At 61.9% G+C, this 236-nt stretch carries 1 pseudogene; it reads left to right on the top strand.

Annotated elements, in window-relative coordinates:
• Positions 1–236 (top strand): annotated as a pseudogene (locus ACFVYJ_RS13945) (alcohol dehydrogenase); the annotation flags it as partial.

The following is a 236-nucleotide window of genomic DNA, read 5'->3' as shown; positions in this document are numbered from 1 at the left end:
ATCTCCTACAAGGGCCAGCCGCTGAATCACTACATGGGCTGCTCCACCTTCTCCGAGTACACCGTTCTGCCGGAAATCTCCCTGGCCAAGATCCCCAAGGAAGCCCCCCTCGACAAGGTCTGCCTGCTCGGTTGTGGCGTCACAACCGGTATCGGTGCGGTGCTGAACACTGCCAAGGTCGAGGAAGGTGCGACTGTGGCCATCTTTGGCCTGGGCGGCATCGGCCTGGCCGCGAT

It is taken from the genome of Pontibacter sp. JAM-7, assembly GCF_048548695.2.
In the GTDB taxonomy this organism is placed as follows: domain Bacteria; phylum Pseudomonadota; class Gammaproteobacteria; order Pseudomonadales; family Balneatricaceae; genus Neptuniibacter.
Note: the sequence above shows the minus strand (reverse complement) of the source record. Positions and strands in the feature narration are given on the sequence as shown.